The sequence below is a fragment of the Paenibacillus salivarius genome (genome assembly GCF_051307165.1).
In the GTDB taxonomy this organism is placed as follows: domain Bacteria; phylum Bacillota; class Bacilli; order Paenibacillales; family Paenibacillaceae; genus Fontibacillus.
This window is the reverse complement of sequence record NZ_CP195592.1, coordinates 771,648-786,100: the sequence shown is the minus strand read 5'-3', so window position 1 is coordinate 786,100 and position 14,453 is coordinate 771,648. Positions and strand designations below refer to the sequence as shown.

Genomic DNA, 14,453 nt, shown 5'->3' with positions numbered 1-14,453 from the left:
CACTCCACACCTCCTGCTTTTTATCCAAATCGCGGCCGAGCTTATCGAATCGGCTCATGAACGGTCACCAGCTTGGTTCCGTCAGGGAAGGTGGCTTCGACTTGGACCTCCGGGATCATTTCGGGCACGCCCTCCATGCAATCCTCCCTTTTTAGCACCATTCCGCCGTAGTGCATCAGTTCGGCCACGCTCATTCCGTCCCTTGCCCGTTCGAGAACTTCAGCCGTCAGGATGGCCATGGCTTCGGGAACGTTCAGCTTGAGCCCCCTGTTTTTGCGCGCATGCGCGAGTTGGGCGGCTACCGTAATCAACAATTTCTCTTTTTCCTGCTCTGTCCAGTGCAATATCACACCTCCTTGTTACGTCATGTTACATAACACGAGATACTCCAAATTAACAATCTCAACTTCATTTTATGTTAACTATCCTTACACAATGATTGTAAATATGTCAATAAAGCAATCCAAAATAAATAAATAATTATTTTATGTAAGAATTGTTGACACATTTTTCCGTGCGCACCTATAATGTGGATTAACGAACATGAACCGAACCGAATGGGGGAGCTCTCCAACAAGAAGAATGTTCGGAAATAGACAAAAGGGAGTGGGAAACATGAAGTTAAATAAGAAATCGATGGGCAAAATCGCAGCGGCGCTCATACTGTCTGCCGCAGTATTATCCGGTTGTCTTGCCGAGAAGAAAGCGGCTCCGGCAACGACATCGGGGAACGGCACGCCTGCCGCCGAAGCGTCCGGCGATACGATTAAAGTAGGGATCCTTCATTCCCTGAGCGGCACGATGGCGATCAGCGAGGTGTCCGTCAAAGATGCGGAGCTTCTGGCAATCGAGGAGATCAACGCGGCCGGCGGCGTTCTCGGCAAGCAGATCGAACCGGTTCTTGAAGACGGCGCATCCGATTGGCCGACCTTCGCGGAAAAAGCGGGCAAACTGCTGCAGCAGGACAAAGTCGCCGCGGTTTTCGGGGGTTGGACTTCGGCCAGCCGCAAAGCGATGCTCCCTGTCTTCGAGCAAAACAACGGACTTTTGTTTTATCCCGTACAGTACGAAGGCCTCGAATCTTCTCCGAACATCTTCTATACCGGCGCCACCACCAACCAGCAAATCGTTCCTTCCGTCAGCTGGCTTCTTGAAAACCGGGGCAAAAAAATGTTTCTCCTCGGATCCGACTACGTATTCCCGAGAACGGCCAACAAAATCATAAAAGCCCAGCTCGAAGCGGAAGGCGGCGAATTGGTCGGCGAAGAATACACCCCGCTGGGTCACACCGATTACAGCACCATCATCAGCAAGATTAAAGAAGCCAAGCCGGATATCGTCTACAACACCCTGAACGGGGACAGCAACGTCGCCTTTTTCAAACAGCTGAAAGATGCAGGCATTACGTCCAAGGATCTTACGACACTTTCGGTTAGCGTAGCCGAAGAAGAGATTCGCGGCATCGGAGCCGATGTGCTTGAAGGGCACTTGGCCGCATGGAATTACTACCAAACGACGGACACTCCGGAAAACAAAACGTTCGTCGAGAAGTACAAAGCAAAATACGGCAGCGACCGCGTCACCGCCGATCCGATTGAGGCCGGATATACCGCGGTGTACCTCTGGAAAGCAGCCGTGGAAAAAGCCGGATCCATCGAAGTCGATAAAGTGAAGGAAGCTGCCAAAGGGATCGAATTTGCCGCGCCGGAAGGCAAAGTAACGGTGGACGGCGACAATCAGCATATTTACAAAACCGTCCGAATCGGTGAAGTCGCCGCAGACGGCCAGTTCAAGGAATTGTGGAACTCCGGCGAACCCGTTAAACCGGACCCTTATCTGAAATCCTACGAGTGGGCGAAGGGCTTAAGCGAAGGGCAGTAAAGCGGTTATTGAAAAAAAACGCCTGACAACAACTCGGCGGGCCCGCCACGGTCCGCCGGGAAAGGAGGCTTTTATGGAAATGTTCATCCTGCAAGCATTCAACGGGCTCAGCGTCAGCTCCGTTCTGCTCTTGATCGCCCTGGGTCTCGCGGTGACCTTCGGTCTGATGAACGTCATCAACATGGCTCACGGCGAATTGATCATGGTTGGAGCATACACCGCATACCTGACTCAAAACGCTTTTGCCGTTTACTTGCCTAAAGCGTGGTACGACACTTACTTTTTCGTTGCGCTCCTCGTCTCTTTTCTGGTGGCCGCGGTCATCGGTTGGCTGCTGGAGCTTCTTCTCATCCGGCATCTATACGGACGTCCGCTCGACAGCCTTTTGGCCACCTGGGGCGTCGGAATGGCGCTGCAACAGCTGGCCCGTTTTATTTTCGGCGCGCCGAACGTCGCGGTGACGAGTCCTTCCTGGCTGAATGGAGGCCTTGCCGTAACATCGGACATCGTGCTTCCTTACAAACGTCTGTTTATTATCGTTCTGGTCGCCACCGTGCTTACGGCGATGTATCTGTACATTTACAAAACCGCCTCCGGAAGACGGATGCGGGCCGTCATGCAAAACCGGCAGATGGCCGGTTGTCTCGGCATTTCCACCCGCCGGGTGGACGCATTGACGTTTGCGATCGGCTCGGGCATCGCCGGGGTTGCCGGCTGCGCACTTACGCTGCTCGGTCCGATCGGGCCGTCGATCGGAACGTATTATATCGTCGACGCGTTCATGGTGGTCGTCCTGGGCGGCGTCGGGAAACTCGCCGGAACGGTTGCCGGCGCTCTGGGCATCGGCCTTTTCAACACGCTGTTCGAAACGTATACCAACGCCTCGATCGGCAAAGTGCTGGTGTTTGCCTGCATCGTCGCATTTTTGCAATGGAAACCGCGCGGATTGGTCGCAATGCGCACCCGCAGTCTCGATTAAAAGGAGGATTACAACATGTTGATGAGATGGATGAGTCGGGGCCGAGGCAATCGCAGTTCCCGAATCATATGGGCTGCCGTCCTGATCCTGATGGTCATGGCGCCCTTGTTCATGACCCCCTTCCGGCTCGGGCTGTTCACTAAATTTTTGGCATTGGCGATTCTGGCCGTCGGCCTGGACCTGATCTGGGGCTATGGCGGGATTCTCAGTCTCGGCCACGGCGTATTTTTCGGTCTCGGCGCTTATGCGATGGCCATGTATCTCAAGCTTGACGCTAGCGGTCAGGCGATACCCGATTTTATGAATTGGAGCGGCCTTTCCTCTCTCCCTTTCTTTTGGGAACCGTTTCGTTATTTCCCGATCGCCTTTCTGCTCGGCATCCTGATCCCTGCTGCACTAGCGCTGATCCTGGGAACCTTCACCTTTCGCAACCGGATCGTCGGGGTATACTTTACGATCTTAACCCAAGCGCTCGTCATGATCGTCGTCACCCTGTTCGTAGGAAAGCAAGAATGGACCGGCGGTACCAACGGATTGACCGGTTATAACGGCATTTTCGGCTTTTCCTTCCATCATCCGGCGACCAAGATCGCGCTTTATTTCGTGACTCTCGCCGCCCTCATTCTCGCCTACCTGCTCTGCCGTTACATTGTGCGGAGCCGGGCCGGGCAAGTGCTCGAGGCTTCCAGAGACGGAGAAAACCGGGTCCGCTTTTTAGGGTATGACCCCTCACGGTTCAAGACGTTCGCCTTCGCCGTATCCGGCGGCCTGGCCGGTCTGGCCGGGATGCTGTTCGTGCTTCAGGTCGGCATTATTTCCCCTTCCATGATGGGCATCGTTCCGTCCATCGAAATGATTCTGTGGGTCGCGCTCGGCGGAAGGGGCACGCTGATCGGAGCGGTTATCGGAGCGGTGCTTCTCAATACCGCCAAAACCGGGATCAGCGAGGCCTATCCGGAAGGATGGCTGCTGGTGCTCGGCGCCCTGTTCGTCGCCGTCGTCGTCTGGATGCCGAACGGATTGATCGGGATCTGGAACAAAGCGGCCGGAATGTTGTCCCGCAAAGGAGGTGTTAAACATGCAGTCGTACGCAAAGAAAGCTGATTACCCGGCAGCCCTAAGCCTTAAAGCGGGAAAAACCGTTGCGGTCCCCGCCGTGCTCTCGGCGGAAGACATTACCGTCTCTTTCGGCGGTTTTATGGCGGTCCGGGACATGAGCCTGGCTCTCGGGCGTCATGAACTGCATTTCTTGATCGGCCCGAACGGGGCCGGGAAGACGACGATGCTCGATGTGATTTGCGGAAAAACAAAAGCCGCCTCAGGACGGGTCCTGTTGGACGGGAAGACCGATCTGACCCGAAAAAAGGAATTCGAAATCGCCCGTCTCGGCATCGGCCGCAAATTCCAGGCACCGTCGATATTCGCCAATTTGAGCGTACAGGAAAATCTCGAGCTTGCAGGCGATGCCAGTCGCTCGGTGCTGAGAGCCCTTCGGTCCCGGAGGAACTCGGGAATGACCCCGGAGATGGAGCGCGTACAGGAACTGATCGGCCTCACGGGGCGGAACGGAACAAGGGCAGGATCACTGTCCCATGGCGAAAAGCAGTGGCTGGAGATCGGCATGCTGCTGCTGCAAAAGCCGTCCGTTCTCCTGCTCGATGAGCCGGTTGCCGGCATGACGGACGAGGAAACCGTCAAAACCGGAGAGTTGCTGAAGGAAATCGCCAAGGACTGCTCCGTGGTCGTCGTCGAACACGACATGGAATTCGTCCGTTCCTTCGCGTCCCGGGTCACCGTCATGCATGAAGGGAAACTGCTGAAAGAAGGCACGATGACGGAAATACAAAGCGATCCTGCCGTCGCCGAGGTTTACCTCGGGAAAAGGAGGGATCACCATGCTTAAACTGCAGGAGATTGAATCCGGCTATGGAGAAAGTCCGGTGCTCAGAAACGTCAGCTTGAACGTGGCTCCCGCCCGGGTCGTTTGCCTGATCGGCCGCAACGGAGTCGGCAAAACGACGCTGATGCGCACGCTGGCGGGACAACTCAAAATCCGCCGCGGCCGCATGCTTCTGGAGGAGACGGACGCAACCGGCTGGAGCTCCACGCAGCGGGCGAGGAACGCTATCGGCTATGTTCCCCAGGGCCGCGAGATTTTCCCCATGCTCACGGTTAAGGAAAACCTGCTTCTCGGACTGGAGCCCTGCTCTCCGAAGCCCAAAACGTTTCCTGCCGACGTGCTGGACCTGTTCCCCGTTCTGCCGCAAATGTATCACCGGCAAGGCGGGGACCTTAGCGGCGGGCAGCAGCAGCAGCTCGCTTTTGCGAGGGCGCTGGCCTCCCGGCCGAAGCTGCTTTTGCTCGACGAGCCGACCGAGGGCATTCAACCCTCCATCGTGGAGGAGATCCGTGAAGTCATTCGCGGAATCAAAGCACGGGGCGAGACCTCCGTCATTCTCGTCGAGCAAAGCATCGATTTTGTCCGCAGCGTCGCCGACTACATTTATGTGATGGATAAAGGCACGGTTGTGGCTGAAGGCGATCCCGAAGAGATCGACATGGAGCAATTCGAACACTATTTAACGGTATGAAAGGAGATTTTCTTTATGCATATTCCCGACGGTTTTCTCACGCCGGCCGTAAGCGCCGCGACATTCGGCCTCGCCCTGACGGGGGTGGGCATCGCAACCTGGAAGCTGAAAGGCACCAAGCCCGATATCGTAAAAATAGGGCTGGTCGGAGGCACGATCTTCGCCGCCCAAATGCTGAACTTCCCGATCCCGGGCGGCACGTCCGGCCATCTGATCGGCGGGGCGCTGGCCGCGGCCGCCCTCGGTCCTTCCGCCGCCATTCTCGTCATGACGGCCATCCTGATCGTGCAGGCCGTGCTCTTCCATGACGGCGGGCTGTTCGCGCTCGGGGCCAACATCCTATCGATGGGGCTCATCGCCCCCCTTGCCGGCTGGGGAATCACGGCGGCCGTGCGCCGCATGCTGCCGGGCAAAGCATCGGCCGCACCGGCGCTGATGCTTGCGGGAATCGGCTCGGTAGCCGCGGCCGCACTGGCTACCGGCCTTTACCTGGCCGCCTCCGGAACGTCCCCGTTCGGCACGGTCGTGCCGGCCATGCTCAGCTGGCACATGTGGATCGGCTTGGCGGAGGGCGCCGCCACGGCACTGCTGATTCGGGTCGCGGAGCGCCGAAGCCTAACTTCCTCGCTTGCGGAGGTGAACCGACATGCGGCATAACTTCAAGAAGCACGCAGGTTGGTATATTGTCCTGCTTGCCCTCCTATTGCTCACCCCGCTCGCCTCCGGACTCCCGGACGGATTGGAACGGGTCGCCATAAATCATGGCTTTATCGATCGTGAACAATCCGTATGGGAGCATGCCCCCTTCGCGGATTACTCGATCCAAGCATGGGGCGGAACCGCCTTATCGACATATGGCGCTGCAGCGATCGGCATCGCCGTGCTCTTGGCCGGCGCGGCCGCATGGTTAAAACTGAAAGCACGTAAAACTTATGGCCATTCCAGGAATAACATTTAAATCAAAAACGCCCTGTCCCGGCATTTCTTCCGGGAAATGGGCGTTTTTTACTCTTTCCACTCACATCAACATTTTACAATTCTCCGCAAAAGATTACTGTGGATTCCCGGTTTTGAGGAGGGGTAGAATGATGTTGTAACGCAATATATTACTATTTAAAATAGAGGTGGACAAATATGCAGCATCACGCTTACGCACCCACGCCTCCCATGGGGTGGAACAGCTGGGACTGTTACGGAGCTGCCGTAACGGAAGCCGAAATCCGCGGCAATGCAGACTACATGGCGCAGCATTTGAAAGAATACGGATGGGAGTATATCGTCGTTGATATCCAATGGTCCGAGCCCGGCGCCGTCTCGTCGCAATATCGGCCCTTCGTCCGACTGGAAACCGACGAGTACTCGCGGCTGATTCCGGCGGAAAACCGTTTTCCGTCGGCTTCCGGCGGCAGAGGCTTCAAGCCGCTGGCCGATTATGTCCATGGCCTCGGCCTGAAATTCGGAATCCATATTATGCGCGGCATCCCGCGCCAGGCCGTGCACGACAATACGCCGATCAAAGGAACCGACGCAACGGCGCGCGACATTGCGCATACCAACTCCATCTGCCCGTGGAATACCGATATGTACGGAATTGACGCCTCCAAGGAAGGTGCGCAAGCGTACTATGATTCCATCTTTGAGCTTTACGCGGAATGGGGCGTCGACTTCGTCAAGGTTGACGACATCGCCGCGTCCCGGCTGTACGGCCCTCATCTCGCCGAAATCGAACTGATCCGTAAAGCGATTGACCGCTGCGGCAGACCGATGACGCTTAGTCTATCCCCGGGGCCGGCTCCGGTCGAGCATGCCGACTTTCTGGAGGCCAATGCCAATATGTGGCGGATGACGGACGACTTCTGGGATTTATGGCCTCTCCTGCTCGACATGTTTGACCGGTGCTCCCAATGGGAAGGACGCCCGCGTCCGGGCTGCTGGCCGGATTGCGACATGCTTCCGCTCGGGCACATCGGCATCCGTTCCGTCGACGGCGGCGGCGCCGATCGCTGGACGCGCTTTACCAAAGACGAGCAGCTAACCATGATGACGCTGTGGACCATCTTCCGTTCCCCCCTCATGTTTGGCGGAGAACTTCGCGATAATGATGACTGGACGCTGTCTCTTTTGAGAAACCGCGACGTGCTTCACATGCATAAATACAGCAGCGGTGCCCGTCAAGTCAGCAGGAGCGGCGACCAAGTCGTTTGGACCGCGGAAGGCCCGGATGGCGAAAAATACGCCGCATTGTTCAATACCGGCGAAACCCCGGCTGTCGTTTCCGTCGGGCTCTCCGAGCTCGGCTTGTCAGGAAAAGCTCGGGGCAAGGAACTGTGGACCGGTCAGGAAACGGAAGAACTGAAAGACCGGCTTCAGGTTAACATACCGCCGCATGGGGCGGCGCTCTACCGCTTGAATGCAAATTAAGTGATGCGGATTTCGACGAACGGGAGGAAGCGTCGGCATGGCAAAAGAGATCTCAACTGGCACGTATGGCTTTCGTTTCACCCCGCCGTCAGGCCTGTCGCTTTGCAATTTATTCGCGGTCGGACGGGACGTTGTCAAAGATCCGGAATACCGGTGGAATGGTCTGACAAGGATGGACGGACCGCTCTTATTGTTCCAATACACCTTCGACGGAGAAGGCGAATTTCAGTCGTCGGGCGAAACCTATCGGATGGGTGCCGGTCGCGCCCTTATGACCGAAATTCCCGGGGATCACTGTTACTATTTCCCGGAAGACGGTAAGCATTGGTCGTTTCTCTTTATTCTCATGCGGCCGGACGTAATCGAACCGAACTGGCGGGAGGCGAAGCAGAAGCTGGGCGAGGCCCCGTATCTGCCGTCCTCCAGCAATCCTGTCCGGTTGCTGGAGGATATGTGGGAAGCGGCCAACGCCGGCCGCATTACGGATCCTTATACGGCTTCGTCCTACGTCTACCAGTTTGTAACCGAATTGTGCAGGTTCGCCTTTCTTCCGCAGGGCAATCGCCGGGACTGGCCCGAAAAAGTCCGTGCGGCCGCCGAATATATGGAGGCCCATTATGACCGGATGATCAGCCTTGACCAATTGTCGGACAACCTGCATATTTCCAAGCATCACCTGATCCGCTCATTTACGGCGGCTGCGGGCGTCCCGCCCGGCGAATACTTAAGCAGAATTCGCATCGAGCATACAATGCGGCTGCTTCGGCATACGGATTGGAGCATCGACCGAATCGCCGAAAGCGTCGGTTACTCCGGCGGGAGCTATTTTATCAAGGTCTTCCGCAAAACGACGGGAACCACGCCCGGACTTTTCCGTTCCGGGAAAGGGCAGTTGACGATGAACCGTCTGTTTTTCAATTAACAAAAGCGCCCTGTCCCGGGTACTTTCCCGGGGCGGGACGCTTTTTTCGTCATTCATTCGTTCATGCTTCCTTTTTGATCTTCTCCAGAAGCGCCCGGCATCCTTTACCGACCAGTTCATAGGTCTCGTCGAAATTGCCGGTGTAGTACGGGTCCGGTACCTCGCGCAATACCGAATCCGGTACCAGATCAAGCAGCTTGATGACTTTCGCACCCGCCTGCTTCGCGATTTTTTTCAAATTCGCTTCGTTCTGATTGTCCATCGCGATGATGTAGTCGAAAATCGTAAAATCATCGGCAGCCACCTGCCGGGCTTTCAGTCCCTCGTAGGAAATGCCGTACCGGTCGAGTATCGATCTCGTCCCGTGATGCGGGGGGTTACCGGTATGCCAATCCCCCGTTCCCGCGGAATCGATTAAAAATTTGTCCTCCAGATTCTCTTCGATAACCATATGCCGGAAGACTGCCTCCGCCATCGGGGACCGGCAAATATTTCCCAGACAGACGAACAGCACGCCTATTTTTTTATTGTCAGTCATCCTGTTTTTCACCTCATGTCAGATACTACTATAAGGACAGGCTTCCGGCAACCGGTCCCATTCACTCGCTAAAACAGGATCTCTCTCTTGTTGACTTTGACCCCCGATAGCGATTGCTCAAACATATCGAGAATAAACAGAAACCGTTCCGCTTCACGGAACACGTGATCGGCCAACAAGGGATGAATGATGCTTTTGATTCTGCATTCCGCAATTAAATCGCGGGCGGTTTTTTTGAAATCCCGAAGGCATAAACTTATCCATGGTATACCATTTTTAGTGACTGCGCTTATTACGTCTGCCCATGGTCATGATGGCTAGCAGCATGCCGGCAATGCCCAGACCGGTCAGCATCCCTTGTGTAAAATCCATCAAATTACTTCCGTTGGACTGAATGACTTGGCTCAATGTAAGCGAGGAAAACGAGGCTAAGAACAGCAATGCTACATTTTGTTGTTGCTTTGTATTCATTACCTTCACTCCTTTAATTGTTTTGAGCGATTTGTAAATGTTGTATACCTGTCTCAATTATTACTTATTGGGGTCTCAACTATAAAGGCCCCCTTAAATTTTATAGGCTCTCATCGCTTTGCGAAGTTCCTTGAACGTCGGCCGCTTGCCGTACAACAGGACGCCCGTGCGGTAAATTTTAGCCGACAGCCAACCAAAGAACAGTATGGCGACGATCAAAATGGCCAGCGAGAGAAGAATTTCCCAAATCGGCGTATTCCCCACCCCAACCCGAACGATCATCGTCACCGGCGAGAAGAACGGAACGAAGTTGCTGATCCTGATCAGCAGGGAATCCGGTGCGCTTAACGAGAAGATCCCGATGTAAAAAGAGGCCAGGGACAGCATGGTAATCGGCATAATCGCCTGACCGAGCTCCTCTGTGCGGCTGACGAGCGAGCCGATGGCGGCAAACAATGTCGCATACAGGAAGTATCCAAGGATATAAAAGATCAGGCCGAATACCAGTACTTCAACATTCATCTGCGACAAATCCAAATTGAAGTCGGTAAGAACGCTGCTGTTGTGCGGCAAGGACACGTTGATGGCGATTACTGCCGCGAAGATGACGATCTGAAACAGACCGATAAGAAACATGCCGATAATTTTGCCGAACATTTGCGCCATCGGCGAAACGCTGGTGATCAGAATTTCCATGATGCGCGAGCTCTTTTCCGCCGTCACTTCCGCCGCGATCATATTCCCCGTCATCATAATCGTCATGAAGAACAAGATGATCAACACGTAAACAATTACATAATTTATGGTTGCCGGATGAGCGTCTTTTTCTGCACCGGTTCCGGTACTTTCTCCGCCCGCCGTCTGCTTCATCGCTTCGATTTGTACGGGAGCGGTCAAAGCTGCGATTTGCTCGTCGCTTAGTGTGCCTTTGGTAATATACTCCGCCCTCACGCTTTGCAAAGCCGCCTGCAGCGAGGTTTGCAAGCCTTGCGGGATGCTGTCTTTTTTCGAAATATAGGTAACGGATGGGAACGTGCCTTCATTGCCGTCGCCGAACCGCAAATACCCGTCGATTTTTCCGGACTCGATATCTTGGCGCAGCGTCTGTTCATCCGCCTGGTCGTACTCTACCAGCGAGAACCCGCCCGCTCCTTGTTTGGTCTGGTAGGCGACCAGAGACTCGGCGATGGCCGGCTGGTTGCCGTGGATGACGCCGACGGCAGCCGGACCCGCGTCGCTTCCGGTAAACTTATCGATAAAATACGGGACGTTCATTCCGACCGTGACCAGGAGCGCCAACACCAGGGTCGTGATCGTGAACGATTTGGCCCTGATTTTGTTCATGAACGTAAATGCGATCACCGTACTCATTTTATTCATTGGATTCACCCACTTCTTTAATGAAAATTTGATTCAGGGTCGGTTCCTTGATTTCAAAATGCTCGACCTCGCTTTGTTCCATCGCCGTTCCAAGGATCGCTTTGGCGGCCGACACATCGGAAATCCGAATGGAATATCCCCGGTCTTTCCTATCCACCCGGGTAACCCCCGGAATCCGATCCAGACCCGAAACCTCGCCGATCGTATGCAGCAGCACTTCCTCTCTCGGATAGCGCTTCTTGATGTCTCGCAGATCGCCTTGCAGTACGGTATTGGAGCGGTGCAGGATGGTAATGTTCCGGCAAAGCTCCTCGACATGCTCCATGCGGTGGGTGGAGAACAGAATGCTCGTCCCCTCGTCGCGCAGTTCTTTAACGGTCGCCTTCAGCAATTCGACATTCACCGGGTCCAGGCCGCTAAAGGCTTCATCCATGATCACGATTTTCGGTTTATGGACGACGGCTGCGATGAACCCCATCTTCTGCTGGTTCCCTTTCGACAGTTCCTCGATCTTTTTATCGTAATATTCCGGCACCTCGAACCGATCCAACCAGTATTTCAGATTTTTGTCGGCTTCGGAGGCGGACATGCCGCGCAAACGGGCCAGATAGATAATTTGATCGCTCACCTTCACTTTCGGGTACAAACCGCGTTCTTCCGGTAAATACCCCATCGTACGCTGAAGCTCGGTACTGTACGGCTTGCCGTTATACAAAATCCGGCCTCCGTCAGGGTAAATCAGTCCGAGCACCATCCGCATCGTCGTCGTTTTCCCCGCGCCGTTGGCGCCGAGCAGCCCGTAAATTTCCCCCTCTCCCACCTGCAGCGAAATTTCGTTGACCGCGGTCTTCTCGCCGAACTGCTTAACCACCTGTTCCAACACTAACGGTTTTGCCATCGATCTTCTCCCTCTTTCCTTCAAAATGTCCAGACCAATCTCAGATGCAATTCTCCGGTGCGAATCCTTCTATCCATAACTCCAAAATTTCTTCCAACTCCAGGTTCCGGCTCTTCAGCAATTGAACATCTCCATCGCTTTCGGCAAGTTCCCGCTCGAAAGTTCTGTTGTCTTTCACGACCAGCTTCCAGATGGAAGGGCCGTCGGGTGAAGAGGTCAAGACCCCCGGAAGCGATGCGAGCCGGCTCGCATCCGTACAACGGACCCATACCTCCTGCCAACTTCCGAGCAAAGCGTCTTTTTCCGCCATTCCTACGATTTGTCCATGATGAATCAATGCAATATAGTCGGCCAGCCTCTTGACCTCTTCGACGATATGCGTTGCCAGGACGATCGTGACGTCCCCCTCATCCAGGCAATTACGCAATTCCTCGATCATCCCTTTCCATGCGAAAGGGTCCAGCCCCGAGGACGGTTCGTCCAGCAGCAGAAGCTTCGGTTTGGCCGCGAGCACCGCGGCGATTTCAAACTTGCGCCGCTCCCCTTTGGACATCCGGTTCAGCCGCTCCTTACGCGGCACATCGAACCGGTCCATCAACTCTTCGAAGCGCTCCTGGTCCCAGGCCGGATACCAGTGCGCCCTGAACTCCGCCGCCATTTCGGCTGTCATGTGATTCTCTTCGAGCGCCGGATTTTCGGGAACGTATCCGATTCGCTGCCTTACATCGAGCGGCAGGGCTTCATTGACCGGCCCGCCGTACCAGCTCAACCCTCCCTCGTCCGGATGAATCGTCTGCAGCATCAGGTTCATCATCGTTGTTTTGCCTGAGCCGTTCGGTCCGACCAAGGCGACCACATAACCTTGCGGTATCCGCAGGTCAATCGGTCCGATCGGCTTTCTGCGCCCTTTTTTCAAGGCACCGGCAAATTGAATGGCGATCTGTTGATCTCCGAATCCGGTCACTTCGGCTCCTCCCTTCGGTCTGTCCCGCCGTATTTTTTCTTCAAAATTTCCAGAAACAAATTCTTCATTTCATCCTCTTTATACTGGACCGAGATCCCGGTATCCACTGCAGCCTCGACCGCCTCCCGCACCACCGTTCTGCGGTACTCGTCCCGCTCTCCCGCTCCGACGCTCGCCACGAACGTTCCCGTTCCCTGTTTGGTGCGGAGCAATCCTTCATTCTCCAGATCCTGATACACCCGGCGCACCGTGATTACGCTGCAATTCAGGCTTCCGGCAAACTCCCGGATCGAGGGAAGCAATGTCCCTTCCTCAATCTGGCCGCTGACGATCAGGGACCGGAGTTGGGTTTCGATTTGATGGTAAAGCGGCTCGGCACTGCTTTCATTGATTTGTATTGGAATCCACACCTTCCGATTCACCTCCGGCTTCCAGCGCTTGATTGCTGCCCCTCATCGTTCCAGGTCCCGCATTCCGAGTTTCCTCAGCGTCAATTTGCAAAATAGTGCCAGCATGAAGATTCCCCCGGCAAGAACGCCCCACATTACCGGAGATAACAGTCCATACCGTTTGGAGGATTCCATTGTAAAATTCAAGATATTGCCGCCAAGGTATGCAACGATAAAGGCTAGTACGCATACAGCTAACATGATGGCAAAGGTCAGCCATAAATAAACCCGGCCCGTTCTCGAAAGTTCGAAGTAGATAAACGGTCCGTTCAAGGCAGTCGCATAACCTATCCAGGTAATTGCCAGAGCAAGAAAGTTATCAAAACTCAACTTGTCGCCCATACCCATAAACACCAGATAAATCGTCGCAAAATAGATGAATCCGTTAAACAACATTGCCGTCACCAGTTGAATGATTCTGCTTTTCATAATGGTTGCGGCCGGGATCGGCAGCGTTTTGTAGTAAAGCAGCATTTTCGTATACGAATCTTCCTTGATGTAACTGAACGACCTTCGCGAGAAGTAAAATCCGATCATCGGCACGGTCATCAAAATCAAGTAATCCGCCATCGGATCCAGCAAGCGTACCCCCGATTCATCCCTCGACCAGATCATCATGCTGATCATCCCGCCGCTATAAATCATAAAGATCACATTCCAGATCAAATACATCCGGTCGATCCGCAAATCCTTGGAAAAAATAACCCAGGCATCCTTCCATGTGTTCAATTCCGCTCACCTTTCCTCGGCTCAAAATGTATAAAAGTGCGTTAGCGTCTCAATTTCACCCGCCACACTGTGCTTCACTGTGCTTACTGTATATATCTTTATACACAGTATATACTGTGCTTATTCTTGCGTCAACCTGATTTATCCAATTTTTCGTGGAAACCTGGGCCGTTTATATGCTTCTAAAGAAACTATGTAGTCTTATTAGGGAAAATATCACCATTAAATCA

At 54.3% G+C, this 14,453-nt stretch carries 17 protein-coding genes and 1 pseudogene; 9 read left to right on the top strand and 9 right to left on the bottom strand.

Translation table 11 applies throughout. From position 1 onward, the window contains the following. Nucleotides 1-41: 41 nt before the first annotated feature. Nucleotides 42-344: an urease subunit gamma gene (locus ACSFXJ_RS03545; protein ID WP_435923850.1), complete on the bottom strand. Its 303-nt coding sequence runs from the start codon at nt 342-344 to the stop codon at nt 42-44. Nucleotides 345-615: 271 nt separating this feature from the next. Here ACSFXJ_RS03545 and urtA point away from each other — a divergent pair, with 271 nt between their 5' ends. The 9 genes from urtA (at nt 616) to ACSFXJ_RS03500 (ending at nt 8,794) form a co-directional block, all read left to right on the top strand. Further along, complete coding sequence (urtA, locus tag ACSFXJ_RS03540) at nt 616-1,881, top strand: urea ABC transporter substrate-binding protein (protein WP_435923849.1); 1,266 nt, start codon at nt 616-618, stop codon at nt 1,879-1,881. 73 nt (nt 1,882-1,954) lie between these two features. Further along, the gene (gene urtB, locus ACSFXJ_RS03535) at nt 1,955-2,860 is read left to right on the top strand and encodes an urea ABC transporter permease subunit UrtB (protein ID WP_435923847.1); all 906 of its coding nucleotides are present in this window, start codon (nt 1,955-1,957) and stop codon (nt 2,858-2,860) included. A 15-nt stretch (nt 2,861-2,875) separates the two neighbouring features. Beyond that, nucleotides 2,876-3,964, top strand: coding sequence for an urea ABC transporter permease subunit UrtC (gene urtC, locus ACSFXJ_RS03530; RefSeq protein ID WP_435923846.1), 1,089 nt, complete (start codon nt 2,876-2,878; stop codon nt 3,962-3,964). After that, nucleotides 3,939-4,763 carry an urea ABC transporter ATP-binding protein UrtD gene (urtD, locus tag ACSFXJ_RS03525; RefSeq protein ID WP_435923845.1) on the top strand — a complete coding sequence of 275 codons (825 nt, stop codon included), beginning with the start codon at nt 3,939-3,941 and terminating at the stop codon, nt 4,761-4,763. The genes urtC and urtD overlap by 26 nt, the downstream gene beginning before the upstream one ends. Continuing rightward, on the top strand, nt 4,756-5,451 hold the full coding sequence (urtE, locus tag ACSFXJ_RS03520) for an urea ABC transporter ATP-binding subunit UrtE (RefSeq protein WP_435923843.1): 696 nt from the start codon (nt 4,756-4,758) through the stop codon (nt 5,449-5,451). The genes urtD and urtE overlap by 8 nt, the downstream gene beginning before the upstream one ends. 15 nt (nt 5,452-5,466) lie before the next feature. Then, nucleotides 5,467-6,108, top strand: coding sequence for an energy-coupling factor ABC transporter permease (locus ACSFXJ_RS03515; RefSeq protein WP_435923842.1), 642 nt, complete (start codon nt 5,467-5,469; stop codon nt 6,106-6,108). Beyond that, nucleotides 6,098-6,409 (top strand): PDGLE domain-containing protein, encoded by a 312-nt coding sequence (locus ACSFXJ_RS03510; protein WP_435923841.1) that lies wholly within the window; start codon nt 6,098-6,100, stop codon nt 6,407-6,409. Before ACSFXJ_RS03515 ends, ACSFXJ_RS03510 begins: the two co-directional genes overlap by 11 nt. A gap of 176 nt (nt 6,410-6,585) precedes the next feature. Next, nucleotides 6,586-7,872, top strand: a complete 1,287-nt coding sequence (locus ACSFXJ_RS03505) for a glycoside hydrolase family 27 protein (protein ID WP_435923839.1) — start codon at nt 6,586-6,588, stop codon at nt 7,870-7,872. A 37-nt stretch (nt 7,873-7,909) separates the two neighbouring features. Next, on the top strand, nt 7,910-8,794 hold the full coding sequence (locus ACSFXJ_RS03500) for a helix-turn-helix domain-containing protein (RefSeq protein ID WP_435923838.1): 885 nt from the start codon (nt 7,910-7,912) through the stop codon (nt 8,792-8,794). Between the two features lie 61 nt (nt 8,795-8,855). Here the strand turns inward: ACSFXJ_RS03500 and ACSFXJ_RS03495 are convergent, their stop codons facing one another. From ACSFXJ_RS03495 to ACSFXJ_RS03460, 8 genes and pseudogenes are all read right to left on the bottom strand, one after another. Beyond that, entirely contained in the window at nt 8,856-9,332 is a 477-nt protein-coding gene (locus tag ACSFXJ_RS03495) for a low molecular weight protein-tyrosine-phosphatase (protein ID WP_435923836.1), read from the bottom strand. Between the two features lie 68 nt (nt 9,333-9,400). Beyond that, a pseudogene (locus tag ACSFXJ_RS03490) lies at nt 9,401-9,580 on the bottom strand (DUF2935 domain-containing protein); the annotation flags it as partial. A gap of 28 nt (nt 9,581-9,608) precedes the next feature. Further along, a complete protein-coding gene (locus tag ACSFXJ_RS03485; RefSeq protein WP_435923835.1) occupies nt 9,609-9,803 on the bottom strand; it encodes a hypothetical protein in 195 nt (64 codons plus the stop codon). A gap of 93 nt (nt 9,804-9,896) precedes the next feature. Further along, nucleotides 9,897-11,183, bottom strand: a complete 1,287-nt coding sequence (locus ACSFXJ_RS03480; RefSeq protein WP_435923834.1) for an ABC transporter permease — start codon at nt 11,181-11,183, stop codon at nt 9,897-9,899. Further along, a complete protein-coding gene (locus ACSFXJ_RS03475; protein ID WP_435923833.1) occupies nt 11,176-12,081 on the bottom strand; it encodes an ABC transporter ATP-binding protein in 906 nt (301 codons plus the stop codon). The genes ACSFXJ_RS03480 and ACSFXJ_RS03475 overlap by 8 nt, the downstream gene beginning before the upstream one ends. Before the next feature lie 40 nt (nt 12,082-12,121). Next, nucleotides 12,122-13,045 carry an ATP-binding cassette domain-containing protein gene (locus ACSFXJ_RS03470; RefSeq protein ID WP_435923832.1) on the bottom strand — a complete coding sequence of 308 codons (924 nt, stop codon included), beginning with the start codon at nt 13,043-13,045 and terminating at the stop codon, nt 12,122-12,124. After that, the gene (locus ACSFXJ_RS03465) at nt 13,042-13,455 is read right to left on the bottom strand and encodes a GntR family transcriptional regulator (protein ID WP_435923831.1); all 414 of its coding nucleotides are present in this window, start codon (nt 13,453-13,455) and stop codon (nt 13,042-13,044) included. Before ACSFXJ_RS03465 ends, ACSFXJ_RS03470 begins: the two co-directional genes overlap by 4 nt. A gap of 42 nt (nt 13,456-13,497) precedes the next feature. Then, nucleotides 13,498-14,223, bottom strand: coding sequence for a hypothetical protein (locus ACSFXJ_RS03460; RefSeq protein WP_435923830.1), 726 nt, complete (start codon nt 14,221-14,223; stop codon nt 13,498-13,500). Nucleotides 14,224-14,453 lie beyond the last annotated feature (230 nt).

Coding starts and splice junctions, on each gene's coding strand:
- urtB (WP_435923847.1), top strand. CDS start 1,955: ATGGAAATGTTCATCCTGCAAGCATTCAACGGGCTCAGCGTCAGCTCC.
- urtA (WP_435923849.1), top strand. CDS start 616: ATGAAGTTAAATAAGAAATCGATGGGCAAAATCGCAGCGGCGCTCATA.
- ACSFXJ_RS03475 (WP_435923833.1), bottom strand. CDS start 12,081: ATGGCAAAACCGTTAGTGTTGGAACAGGTGGTTAAGCAGTTCGGCGAG.
- ACSFXJ_RS03505 (WP_435923839.1), top strand. CDS start 6,586: ATGCAGCATCACGCTTACGCACCCACGCCTCCCATGGGGTGGAACAGC.
- ACSFXJ_RS03480 (WP_435923834.1), bottom strand. CDS start 11,183: ATGAATAAAATGAGTACGGTGATCGCATTTACGTTCATGAACAAAATC.
- ACSFXJ_RS03510 (WP_435923841.1), top strand. CDS start 6,098: ATGCGGCATAACTTCAAGAAGCACGCAGGTTGGTATATTGTCCTGCTT.
- ACSFXJ_RS03485 (WP_435923835.1), bottom strand. CDS start 9,803: ATGAATACAAAGCAACAACAAAATGTAGCATTGCTGTTCTTAGCCTCG.
- urtE (WP_435923843.1), top strand. CDS start 4,756: ATGCTTAAACTGCAGGAGATTGAATCCGGCTATGGAGAAAGTCCGGTG.
- urtD (WP_435923845.1), top strand. CDS start 3,939: ATGCAGTCGTACGCAAAGAAAGCTGATTACCCGGCAGCCCTAAGCCTT.
- urtC (WP_435923846.1), top strand. CDS start 2,876: ATGTTGATGAGATGGATGAGTCGGGGCCGAGGCAATCGCAGTTCCCGA.
- ACSFXJ_RS03500 (WP_435923838.1), top strand. CDS start 7,910: ATGGCAAAAGAGATCTCAACTGGCACGTATGGCTTTCGTTTCACCCCG.
- ACSFXJ_RS03515 (WP_435923842.1), top strand. CDS start 5,467: ATGCATATTCCCGACGGTTTTCTCACGCCGGCCGTAAGCGCCGCGACA.
- ACSFXJ_RS03495 (WP_435923836.1), bottom strand. CDS start 9,332: ATGACTGACAATAAAAAAATAGGCGTGCTGTTCGTCTGTCTGGGAAAT.